Here is an 11,829-nt window from a genome sequence, read left to right on the forward strand (position 1 = left end):
GGCTCCAATGTCATTTCATGAATTTTGTCGAATTTTCATGTATGATGATTTTAATAGGGTCCATCGCTTAATAAATAGATTTTTATTATGCTGGAGGAGTGATTGATTTGGCGATTACATTAGAAAAAGGTCAACGTATTGATTTAACAAAAGGAAAAGCAGGACTAACCAATATTCTAGTTGGACTTGGCTGGGACCCTGTATCACAAGGCGGCGGTTTTCTTGGAAAGCTGTTTGGCGGCGGAGGCGGCGCTGATATTGATTGTGACGCTTCAGTGCTGATGCTGAAAAATGATAAGTTTGTTGAAAATAAAGATCTGATTTACTTTGGTAACTTGAAAAGCAAATGCGGCAGTGTTGAACATACAGGTGACAACCTGACAGGTGAAGGAGACGGAGATGATGAACAAGTCCTCGTCAACTTAAGCAAGGTGCCAGGCAATGTGAATAAATTGGTGTTCGTTGTGAACATTTATGATGCACTTAGAAGAAACCAACACTTTGGTATGATTCAAAATGCTTACATCCGAATTGTTGACCGTTCAAACAATCAAGAATTAGTGAAATATAATTTGAAAGATGAATATGCAGGTAAAACATCATTAATCGTTGGAGAGCTTTATCGCCACGAGAATGAGTGGAAGTTTGTAGCTGTAGGAAATGGTACAAACGATGCGAAGCTTGCCGATATTACGAGAAACTACATTTAATTAGAAGGGAGAGGTTCCTAGTGGGAATTTCTTTAGCGAAAGGTCAAAAAATTGATTTAACAAAAACGAATCCAGGTTTAACAAAAGTAGTCGTAGGTCTTGGCTGGGATGTAAACAAGTATGATGGCGGACATGACTTTGATCTAGACGCAAGCGTATTCCTTTTAGATGCAGCAGGGAAAGCAAACTCTCCATCTGACTTTGTCTTCTACAATCAAACAACTGGCGGTGGCGGAAGTATCGTACATACAGGCGATAACCGTACAGGTGAAGGAGACGGAGATGACGAGCAGGTCAATGTTGATCTTTCAACTGTACCAGCAAGTATTGAGAAAATCTCCTTCGTCATTACAATCCATGATGCAGAAGCACGCAGCCAAAACTTTGGACAGGTGTCTAACGCTTACGTCCGTATTTTAAATGCGGCATCAAATGAAGAGCTCATTCGCTATGATTTGGCGGAAGACTTTTCAATTGAAACAGCGATTATTGTAGGTGAATTATACCGTCATGGCGGAGAGTGGAAATTCTCAGCTGTTGGATCAGGCTATCAAGGCGGACTTGCCCGCATTGCAACAGACTTCGGCTTAGATATTGGGTAACGCCCGTTTTCATATTTTCAGAAGATAGGAGAGATACGAATATGGCGATTCAGCTTTCAAAAGGACAACGTGTCGATTTAACGAAAACCAATCCAGGGCTGACAAAAGTGATGATCGGACTTGGCTGGGATACGAATAAATATTCAGGCGGAGCCGAATTTGATTTGGACGCTTCGGCTTTCTTAGTAGATGCAAACAATCGTTGTCAACAAGATACAGACTTTGTGTTCTATAATAATCTGCAGCATCCAAGCGGCAGTGTTACTCATACCGGTGATAACCGTACGGGTGAAGGAGATGGAGATGACGAGCAAATTCTCGTTGATTTCTCGAAAATTCCTGCTAACATTGATCGTATCGGAATTACAGTTACGATTCATGATGCAGAGGCACGCAGCCAGAATTTTGGACAAGTCTCTAATGCATTTGTTCGTGTTGTAAATGAAGAGGGCGGGGAAGAATTGATTCGTTTTGATTTAGGGGAGGACTTCTCAATTGAAACAGCTGTCGTCGTATGCGAACTATACAGACACGGCAGCGATTGGAAGTTTAACGCAATCGGAAGCGGATTCTCTGGCGGACTTGCAGCTCTTTGTCAAAATTATGGGTTAGAAGTGTAAAGAGAAGAAACAACTTCATTCAAGAGGCGCTGCCAATGACTCATATGAGGGTATTTTCCAAAGTGAGAAAGAAACAGCGATCAAGAATAACAGCAGGCGAAAGCCTGCTGATGCTTCTACACTTATAGGAGGAAAACCAGTTGGACATTTTGAAACATATGTTGGACACGTATGCCTCGTTTTTTGATTGGCATATGTGGGCAGAGGTATTAACAGACCCTGTCTCTTGGGGGCTTATCGGGACCCTTGTCGTGCTTGAAGGTTTGTTGTCAGCGGATAACGCACTTGTATTAGCTGTTATGGTGAAACATTTACCTGAAAAGCAGCGTAAAAAGGCATTAACCTACGGATTAATTGGCGCTTATTTCTTCCGTTTTCTATTCATTGGCGTAGGGATGCTGCTTATTAAGTTTTGGTGGATTAAGGTTCTAGGCGCTGCATACTTAGCTTGGCTGGTCATTAAGCACTTCTGGTTAGGTGACGGAGATGACGAAGCGAAGGAATTGAACAAAGAAGGCTGGATGATTCGTGTATTTGGCGTCTTCTGGGCAACTGTTATTTCTGTAGAAATTATGGACCTTGCCTTCTCGGTAGACAGTATTCTTGCTGCATTCGCTGTATCTGAGGAAGTATGGATTCTTCTTTTAGGTGGAATGCTTGGAATTCTCATGATGCGTACAGTGGCACAATTATTCCTTGTACTCATCGACCGTATACCTGAGCTTGAGAATACTGCATTTATTCTCATTGGAATTATTGCCATCAAAATGGGCTTAAGTGCTGCTCATATTGAAATCCCGCATCTCGCATTCTTTGCGATTATTATCCTAGCGTTTATCGGAACGTTTATTGTTCATAAAATCAATAAGAAGAAGCATCAAGGTGTAACAAACGAAGCTGCGGCTTCAAAAGAAGAATAGGACGATCAAAAAGGAATGGAGTTGACTAGCGGCTCCATCCTTTTTTGAATCATCAAGTCATTACAACAGGAGGTGGCACTGCATGCAATATTTTCGTTTTTTATCAGAGACGAGGCAGCACGATATTTTTTTTAAGCGGCCGGCGGCAGTTCATTCATTGACGCCAAGGCATGTACTTGCGCATGCATTAGGTGCTACTTTGTATATGCCTGCGACAAGACAGGATGTAGCAGACATGCTGCTTTCGCAGAAATATGAAGCGCTTTGCTCTGTTGTGTTTTGCTTGGAGGACGCCATTGGTGATCAGGAAGTGGACATGGCTGAACAGAATATAGTGGCACAATTGACCTGCCTTTCTGAGACAATTCATCACTCTCCAGAAATGGCTGAGCAATTGCCGCTTTTATTTATTCGGGTTCGTTCGCCCAAACAGCTGCTCAAAATGGCAGATTTGCTCGGTTCCTCTCTTCATTTACTGACTGGTTTTGTGTTTCCAAAGTGCTCCGTTCACAATGCAAAGGAATATGTAGACAGTTTGAAACGAGCTTCAGCACAAACTCAGAAAACACTATACGGAATGCCCATTTTAGAAACACCAGATTTATTAGAAAAAGAAACGAGATATCAGGTGTTGTCTGAGTTAAAGCAGATCATGCTGAATGATGAGGAATATATTTTGAATATTCGCATTGGGGCAACGGATCTGTGTGGATTGTACGGCATTCGCCGTGATCGCGAGACCACCATTTATGAGATCAGAGTCATTGCTGAGTTGATCACAGATATCATCAATTATTTTGGTCGTTCATTTGTGATATCAGGTGCTGTATGGGAGCATTTTGGACCGGCACGAAAAGAACAAAATCCATTCATCCGTGCAGTTTCTAAGAGCGGTGAGTCTTTATCATCTGAGCTCGATCATATGCAAGGTCTGCTCAAAGAGACGAGGCTGGATGTGGTAAACGGTATTCATGGCAAGACAGTCATCCATCCAACACATCTCAAGCCAGTTCAAAGCATGTACGTTGTCACAAAGGAAGAGTACATGGATGCATTAAGTATTTTAGAGCATGCAGATGGTACAGTCGGCGTGATGAAGAGTACCTTTTCTAATAAAATGAACGAAACGAAGCCGCACTATCGCTGGGCGGAAAACATTTTAATGAAGTCAGACATTTACGGGGTGTTTCATGAAAATAGAAGCTATATCGACATACTCACAGAATCAGAAGCCGCATACGCTGAACATCTTGGAACATATGGAGGTGGAGCTTAACCTCAAAGAGGGTACGCTTCAGCTTGAAAAAGAGCATCTTTTTGACATGGCGGCACGGGTGAACAAAAAGAGAGCCTTTTTATTTGTTAGCAAGGTGCTCGGGAAACATATGCCTGTTCACCCGTTGAAACCACTCCTCGTCTCAGGTCTTTTGGCAATGGCTTATGCAAAAGAACAAACAGGCAAGACGCCCCCGCATCAAGACGATGTAGTAGAAGCACTAAAAACGAATGATCATGTTAAGTTAACTGAATCCTATGCTGCGCTCAAAAAAGAGAAGCTTTCGGCGGTAAACGAGCCGATTGTGATTGGCTTTGCTGAAACGGCAACTGCGCTTGGTCATGGTGTGTATGACGTCATAGAAGGAGCCTCTTACATTCATACGACACGTGAACAGCTGTTGGATCTTGATCCTTCACTCGTATTTGAAGAGGAACATTCTCATGCGACAGATCAGCTTTGCTACGCAGACGACGCCTTACTTCGGACGGATCGCCCGATTGTGCTAGTAGATGATGAGGTCACGACAGGCCGGACAAATATGAATATCATTCGGGATCTGCACGCAAAGCACCCTAGATCCTCTTATACGATTCTATCCATTTTAGATTGGAGAACAGAGGAGCACGAGGAAGCGATGCTTCAGCTTCAAGAGGAGCTAGGGGTAAATATCACATCATTATCTTTATTAAAAGGGCAGATGATGTTTCGGGGGACAACGCTGGATGAGCCTGCTTATTCGTATGAAATTGCTGCGCAAGAGAAAAGACCTGAACTCTCTTTTCATTCTCTTCAATCCTTCTTTAAGCAAGTGCCATATTCACTTTCCCATGCAGTCAATCCGGCGGGGCATTCGCCGTATATCCATGAAACAGGTCGTTTCGGTTTAAGCGCAGTGGACACGGACGCCATTGATCAAGCAGTTGCTGAGGCTGGGCTGAAGCTTCAGCGAGAACGAAAAGGAAAACAGACACTCTGCTTAGGAACAGGAGAATTGATGTATGTGCCGATGAGACTTGCAGCTCATATGGGCGAAGGTGTCCTTTTTCATTCGACGACAAGAAGTCCGATTCATCCGGTTGAAAAGGAAGGGTACGCTGTTCAAAACGGATTCGCATTTTTGAGTCCAGAGGATGCCCGCATTCAGCACTACGTGTACAATATCCCTAAAGATCAGTACGATGATGTCTTTTTGTTTTTTGAGAAAAAGGTGTCTCAAGAAGCTTTGATGCCGCTGATCCACTTATTTGCCGAGCGGCATGTGAAGCATGTGCATATTGTGACTTTATCAGATGAGGTGAAGGTGAATGGCTAACGTGTATACAAAGATGGGAAGCTATCCAGAGCAGGACGTAACCTTCTTACTCAAGGATTTATCATCGATTGAGATGGAGAAAAGTACAGAAGAGCGGGAGCGCTCTATTCAAAGCGGTGCCCATTACTCAGAAATGCTGCCAATTGAATATAAGCCGACGGCATCTTATATGGACTTATTCTATCAATCTCTTGAAGAAAGTAAGCAAAAGGTAGCGGAAGCCGTAGCGATTGTCGCAGAACAAATTGTGAAAAAGCGAGGATTTCAAACCGTTCTGTGCAGCTTGGCACGGGCTGGGACACCAATCGGGGTGCTCATTAAACGGTATATCAGAAAGACGTATGGTCTCGATTTGCCGCATTATAGCATCTCTATTATTCGTGACCGTGGAATAGATGAGAATGCGCTGCATTATATCCTCAAAGAACATCCAGGTTTTGAGATTGCCTTTATTGACGGTTGGACTGGAAAGGGTGCTATTTCCAAAGAGCTTCAAAAAGCGGTGCTTGATTTTGAACAGAAATATGGAATTCGTCTTTCGAGTGAGCTGGCTGTGCTTGCTGATCCTGGTTATTGTACGAGTGTTTATGGAACGAGAGAGGATTTCCTCATTCCAAGTGCCTGCTTGAATTCAACGGTCTCTGGCCTAGTTAGTCGAACGGTGCTAAACAACCGCTGGATCCATGCCGATGATTTCCATGGGGCCAAGTATTATGAAGAGCTCATTGATGAGGATGTCTCTAATTTGTATGTCAATACAATTGAAGAAGCGTTTTCTGAACTTGATGCAAATGTAAAAGAGAAAGCAGAGACCCTTCTCGCACAAGGAACGCCTCCTGACTGGCGTGGGATGACATCCATTGAAGCAATTGGTCAGGAGTTTAAAATAGACAATACACATCTGATTAAGCCGGGCGTCGGTGAGACGACCCGTGTGCTGCTCAGAAGAGTCCCTTGGAAAATACTCATTCAGCCTGGATCTCGGGAGAAGCTCAAGCACATTTTACTACTCGCAGAGGACAGAGGCGTGCCCGTCATTGAATATGCCAACATGTCCTACACATGCTGCGGACTCATCCGCCCGTTGGAGCAATCGTCATGAAGAATATCGCATTTGCCAGTGATTTAGACCGGACACTGATATACTCACATCGAATGCTGGAGCAGTATGCATACAAGGGAGCATACGAATTAATTGAGGTGCTGGACGACCGGCCGCTTTCCTACATGTCTATTGAAACGAAAGCATCCTTACAGGCAATTCATCAAGCAGGCTGGTTTATCCCAGTGACGACAAGAACGACAGCACAATTTGAACGAATCACTCTCTTTCAGCAAGAGATTAAACCAGAGTATGCCGTCACGACAAACGGCGGCTGTATCCTTCATCACGGCAAGCCACTTGAGGAGTGGCAGGCGATTGTAGATGAGAGACTGCAAGAGTGTATGCCAGTGATAGATATGCTGCGGGCGATCTCTGAACTTCCGGTTGCCGCTTGGGTGAAACGTACTCGAACAGCTGAGGGAAGATTTCTTTATTTAATTATGAAAGACGAGTTTCTTTCTCATATTCCGCTCGCTGAATTAAGGCTGTGGGGTGAGGAGAGAGGCTGGCAAGTTTCCCTTCAGGGCCGAAAGCTGTATTTTATTCCAAAGCCGCTCAATAAGTGGGCTGCTGTTGCTTTTCTAAAAGAAAGGCTACACCTTGAATATGTATATGGTGCGGGCGACTCCTTGTTAGATGCTGATCTCATACGTCAAGCGGATAAAGGCTTCGCTCCGAGTCATGGGGAAGTCTTAGATGTTGATCTATCGCTTGAACCGACGACAGCCTCTGGCATGGCGGCGGCAGACGAAATCGCCGCTTCTGTCGCAAAGAAGATGAACACAGCAAAAAAGCCTTCGATTCGATAGCAGAAGTAGAAGGCTGAATGATATGATAGTAGTAGCTTTCGAGAAAATATAGGAGAAAGGAAGGAGCGGCGTGAGCTATAAAGAAATCAACGTAACCCAGACACGGGCGAAACAGGAAGCCTGGAAAAACCTGCTGAAAAAGCCGCTCCCTGAACGAGATGGCTACGTCAAGGACGAGCACACTTTATCCTTGCCGCGTCTCGCTGCCCGCGTCCTTGGAACTCCGCATGATGCAACCGATTATTTTATTTATTTACATGAATTATACGAAACTGACGGCATGCATATTTTAAGTGAAACCCTCAACCGGCATATTGAGCCGGAGCACTTTCAAGCGCTCCAGCGGATTCATATGATCAATCAGGAAGAAAAGGGATTGTCCGTGAATCGATTTGTGGCTTTCTTAGATGGTGAACAGCTCATTGTCCGTCATCCAAACCCAGTGATGAACCGGCATATTCGCCTTTCGTTAATCCAGGTGTTTGAACATTTCAAGCAGTTGCATGAAGGGGGATTCCAGCATCCTGATTTCCGCCGCGTGCTGCTAGATGTAGTGAAGTTTTCAAATAATCATCTAGGACCATGGCTGAAGGAAGGCAATATGGAAGAAAAAATGCCAGCTGTCATTTGGTATGGAGAGGCGAATAAAAGTCAGCTTTATTTTCTTTACTATGTCATGCTGATTGGCTGTGATGTGGTGCTGTTTCATCCAGAGGGCAAGGATCAATTTCGTGAATTAGATCCAGAAGAAAAGCTGACTTTTATTGATCAGTATCCAGGGACGTCAAAGCTTGAACCGTTCCCTACTGAAAAGCCTGAGAGGAAATCAACGGTGGCGTATCGTTCGACAAGAGAGCTTGAAGAGGTACTTCACACAGAAGATTCCATGCTGTATAAGCCATGGCAATTCAGAGATCATACCCCTCATTCTATTACGCTAAAGACAACGTATGATGAGCTGTTTTTAATTGCAAAGGAACGGTCGTTTATCCGCCCGAATTTCAAAGCAGACCGTGACACCATACAGATTCCGAATCTTTTTGCGAAGATGATGGGGGTGACGAGAGACAAGCGAGAATATTGGGACCGTATCCATACGCTAATGGAGGGGAAAGAAACGAAAACGATTCGTCATTTCCCTTTCACACAAGAAGTGTCTTCGAATTATCAATTTCATTATCAGCATGCACTCTCTAAAGCAGGAGAGGTTGACCCTGATTTGTTAATGAAAAGCAATGTGTGGCAGTTCTCGCATTTATATGAGGGCACGCAGCGTGCGATCGCAGAGGCCATTTCTCGCATATGTCAGCATCCGAAGCTGTTAAAAGAAGGCCATGAGACCGAATTAGATGTGCGTATTTATTTATTCAAGCAACTTTTGCATATGAACCAAGATGTAATTGAACTCATTCAAACCTTTGATTATGCCCAGACTGTACCGAAAGTGATTTTATACCATACGGAATATAATGGTGAGCTGACTCGTTCTGATGCGGCTGCCCTGATTTTCCTAAATGAAATGGGTGTGGATCTCTTCGTCTATCATCCCGCCGGCTATCAGTGTATAGAGCGGTATATAGACGATCAATTATTTGATACACATTGGCTTGATGAAATGGTCATGAACCAAGAGTTTAAAGAGCCGTCCATTGTGAGAAAGTTATTTCAATCCATTAAAAACCGATAAGGAGATCAAAGCTTATGACAAATACAAACGGAAATGACATCATTTCAATTGATAAAGAGGAAATCACGATTGAAAAGGCAGACGATATTCGCGTTCAGCTGCGCAATGAACCAGAAGTCCAAAACATTGCGAGACAGATTGATGCCAAAAATCAGCTTGAACTGCTTGAATACGGAAAACAGCCGGCTGTCGAAATCTCTAAGTTTTCTGACCGTATTCTCTCTATGATGCGTTCAACAAGTGTCACAGACTCAGGAACGATGCTTACACAGCTTGGAAAAATTATGGATCGTTTTGATAAAAATGATTTTGACGAGCCTAAGGGTGGTTTGTTATCAAAAATCTTTAAACGCGGCGGCAGCATGATCGAAAAGATTTTCAGCAAATATCAAACGCTCGGTGCAGAAATTGAAAAAATCAATGTGGAAATTAGTAAATACAAAGATGAAATGACCATATCGACGGTTACGCTTGAAGAAATGTATGAGCATAACATTCAATACTATATGGAGCTTGAAAAGTATGTCGTCGCAGGGCAAATGAAGATCGAAGAATTAAAACAATTGGTTCCTTCTTATGAAGAAAAAGCGGCGGGGGGAAACCAGCTGGCACAAATGGAGCTGGATACGCTTCGTAATGGGATTCAAGCGCTTGAAGAACGTGTATATGATCTTGATATGGCACGGATGGTGGCACTTCAAACGGCACCGCAAATCCGTTTGCTGCAGCGTGGTAATACGAAATTAATCGGGAAAATTAACTCTGCCTTCATCATTACGATTCCAATTTTCAAAAATGGAATCATTCAAGCGGTAACAGCGAAGAGACAAAAGCTTGTGGCTGATTCCATGAGTGAGCTGGACAGAAGAACGAATGAAATGCTGAAACGAAATGCTGAAAATATCTCAAGTCAAAGTGTTGAGATTGCTAAATTATCAGGTCGTCCAAGCATTGACATTGAAACGATCGAATCATCCTTTAATACGATTGTACAAGGGATGAAAGAGACGAAGCAGATTGAAGAAGAAAACAAACGATTACGTGAGGACGGAACAAAACGTATGCTTGAACTTCAAGATAATATTAAGAGAGCTGCCCTAGAGTCCTAAAAAAACAGGCTGTCTGTAACGAAAGTTGCAGGCAGTTTTTTCATGAATTTGATTAAAATTTGAGAAAAAAGGTTTTTATGTGACCTTTTTCGGGTAAATCCTGTTCAGGGGCATGGTTCACCCATGAAAGAAAAAGCCCGCTACCACAAGGATTCGACTTATTTTTTAGCACAATAAGGAATTTCCAGTAAAATATTGTCTGGTGAGAGAAAATACCCCGTAAAATATGTAGTTTATGAAGCATTCTATAGGATTTACGAGTAATACGGCGTATAAACTGTAATCACCAGACCTCTATATGGAATTCATACATATTGTACGGAAATAAGCGAATTCTAAAGATTGTTCGCATCATAACGCTTATGTTACGGTTATAAAGATGCTAATTTGGAGGGAAAAAATGAATTCTGAAGAGAGAAAGATCAAAATCAAGATAAATAATGTATCTAAAATTTTCGGTAAAAATGCTAAAAAAGCATCTCAAATGCTTGAAAAAGGGAAGACAAAAAGAGAAATCCTAAAAGAGACCGGCGCAACAGTTGGTGTCAATCGAGCAAATTTTGATGTGTATGACGGCGAGATATTTGTCATCATGGGGCTATCAGGGAGCGGAAAGTCCACACTTGTGCGGCTGCTGAATAGGTTAATCGAACCAACCTCCGGCGAAATTTATATTGATGGGGATATGATAACAAATATGTCAAAGGATCAATTGCGTGAAGTCAGACGGAAAAAGATCAGCATGGTCTTCCAAAACTTCGCATTGTTCCCGCATCGTACCATTCTGGAGAATACAGAATACGGGCTTGAATTGCAAGGTGTAGAGAAGGATCAGCGTCGCTCTAAAGCGCTTGAATCTTTAAAGCTTGTTGGACTTGAAGGTTTTGAAGAGCAGTACCCAAATCAATTAAGTGGCGGTATGCAGCAGCGTGTTGGATTGGCACGTGCACTAGCTAATGACCCTGATATTTTGTTAATGGATGAAGCATTCAGCGCACTAGATCCATTAATTCGTAAAGACATGCAGGATGAATTGCTTGAGCTTCATACGTCTGTAGGAAAAACAATTATTTTCATCACGCATGATTTAGATGAAGCGCTTCGTATTGGCGACCGCATTGTCCTCATGAAAGACGGGAATATCGTTCAAATCGGAACACCAGAAGAAATTCTGATGAACCCATCGAACGAGTATGTTGAACGTTTCGTTGAAGATGTAGACCTTTCTAAAGTATTAACCGCTGGTCATATTATGAAACGTGCAGAAACAGTTCAGATTGATAAAGGGGCACGTGTTGCGCTCACACTCATGAAGAACCTTGGTATTTCGTCTATCTATGCAGTAGATAAGAAAAAGCATTTATTAGGTGTTATTTCTGCACAAGCAGCGAAAAAAGCGGCAGAAACGGGTGCGTCGCTAGAAACTGTTCTCGATAAAGAATTTACGACAGTATTGGAATCAACGTATTTAACAGAGATCTTTGATGCAGTATCTGATGCGAACATTCCAATTGCCGTTGTAGATGAGAAAAACAGAATGAAGGGTATTGTGGTCAGAGGTGCATTGATTGGTGCATTATCAGGTAATGATGAATATATCAACATGTCTTCTAACAAGCTAGAGGAAATTAAAACACAAGAGCCTTCTGCACAGGAGGTAGAATAAGATGTTTAGT

Annotated in this window: 11 protein-coding genes; all 11 read left to right on the forward strand. The window is 42.8% G+C overall.

Annotation, left to right across the window (positions count from 1 at the left end):
- Positions 1-107: 107 nt before the first annotated feature.
- Entirely contained in the window at positions 108-710 is a 603-nt protein-coding gene (locus EBQ12_RS11435) for a TerD family protein (RefSeq protein ID WP_008342134.1), read from the forward strand.
- A gap of 20 nt (positions 711-730) precedes the next feature.
- Entirely contained in the window at positions 731-1,312 is a 582-nt protein-coding gene (locus EBQ12_RS11440; protein WP_008342133.1) for a TerD family protein, read from the forward strand.
- A gap of 41 nt (positions 1,313-1,353) precedes the next feature.
- The gene (locus tag EBQ12_RS11445) at positions 1,354-1,932 is read left to right on the forward strand and encodes a TerD family protein (RefSeq protein ID WP_007498343.1); all 579 of its coding nucleotides are present in this window, start codon (positions 1,354-1,356) and stop codon (positions 1,930-1,932) included.
- A gap of 140 nt (positions 1,933-2,072) precedes the next feature.
- Positions 2,073-2,852: a TerC family protein gene (locus EBQ12_RS11450; protein ID WP_125590048.1), complete on the forward strand. Its 780-nt coding sequence runs from the start codon at positions 2,073-2,075 to the stop codon at positions 2,850-2,852.
- 82 nt (positions 2,853-2,934) lie between these two features.
- On the forward strand, positions 2,935-4,128 hold the full coding sequence (locus tag EBQ12_RS11455; protein WP_125590050.1) for an HpcH/HpaI aldolase/citrate lyase family protein: 1,194 nt from the start codon (positions 2,935-2,937) through the stop codon (positions 4,126-4,128).
- Entirely contained in the window at positions 4,112-5,443 is a 1,332-nt protein-coding gene (locus EBQ12_RS11460; RefSeq protein WP_125590252.1) for a phosphoribosyltransferase family protein, read from the forward strand. The genes EBQ12_RS11455 and EBQ12_RS11460 overlap by 17 nt, the downstream gene beginning before the upstream one ends.
- Positions 5,436-6,545, forward strand: coding sequence for a cysteine protease StiP family protein (locus tag EBQ12_RS11465; protein WP_125590052.1), 1,110 nt, complete (start codon positions 5,436-5,438; stop codon positions 6,543-6,545). Before EBQ12_RS11460 ends, EBQ12_RS11465 begins: the two co-directional genes overlap by 8 nt.
- Positions 6,542-7,357 carry an HAD family hydrolase gene (locus EBQ12_RS11470; RefSeq protein ID WP_058336322.1) on the forward strand — a complete coding sequence of 272 codons (816 nt, stop codon included), beginning with the start codon at positions 6,542-6,544 and terminating at the stop codon, positions 7,355-7,357. The genes EBQ12_RS11465 and EBQ12_RS11470 overlap by 4 nt, the downstream gene beginning before the upstream one ends.
- A 70-nt stretch (positions 7,358-7,427) precedes the next feature.
- A complete protein-coding gene (locus tag EBQ12_RS11475) occupies positions 7,428-9,044 on the forward strand; it encodes a YceG family protein (protein ID WP_096880960.1) in 1,617 nt (538 codons plus the stop codon).
- A 14-nt stretch (positions 9,045-9,058) separates the two neighbouring features.
- Positions 9,059-10,153, forward strand: a complete 1,095-nt coding sequence (locus tag EBQ12_RS11480; protein ID WP_125590054.1) for a toxic anion resistance protein — start codon at positions 9,059-9,061, stop codon at positions 10,151-10,153.
- Between the two features lie 400 nt (positions 10,154-10,553).
- The gene (gene opuAA, locus EBQ12_RS11485; protein ID WP_125590056.1) at positions 10,554-11,819 is read left to right on the forward strand and encodes a glycine/proline betaine ABC transporter ATP-binding protein OpuAA; all 1,266 of its coding nucleotides are present in this window, start codon (positions 10,554-10,556) and stop codon (positions 11,817-11,819) included.
- The last annotated feature ends 10 nt before the right edge of the window (positions 11,820-11,829 follow it).

Origin of the sequence: Bacillus sp. 2B09 (genome assembly GCF_003946835.1) — a bacterium.
Taxonomy (GTDB): Bacteria; Bacillota; Bacilli; order Bacillales; family Bacillaceae; genus Bacillus; species Bacillus altitudinis.

Bases quoted from the DNA above. Each gene is read 5' to 3' on its own strand.
- EBQ12_RS11480 (WP_125590054.1), top strand. From the start codon at position 9,059: ATGACAAATACAAACGGAAATGACATCATTTCAATTGATAAAGAGGAA.
- opuAA (WP_125590056.1), top strand. From the start codon at position 10,554: ATGAATTCTGAAGAGAGAAAGATCAAAATCAAGATAAATAATGTATCT.
- EBQ12_RS11465 (WP_125590052.1), top strand. From the start codon at position 5,436: ATGGCTAACGTGTATACAAAGATGGGAAGCTATCCAGAGCAGGACGTA.
- EBQ12_RS11455 (WP_125590050.1), top strand. From the start codon at position 2,935: ATGCAATATTTTCGTTTTTTATCAGAGACGAGGCAGCACGATATTTTT.
- EBQ12_RS11445 (WP_007498343.1), top strand. From the start codon at position 1,354: ATGGCGATTCAGCTTTCAAAAGGACAACGTGTCGATTTAACGAAAACC.
- EBQ12_RS11470 (WP_058336322.1), top strand. From the start codon at position 6,542: ATGAAGAATATCGCATTTGCCAGTGATTTAGACCGGACACTGATATAC.
- EBQ12_RS11460 (WP_125590252.1), top strand. From the start codon at position 4,112: ATGGAGGTGGAGCTTAACCTCAAAGAGGGTACGCTTCAGCTTGAAAAA.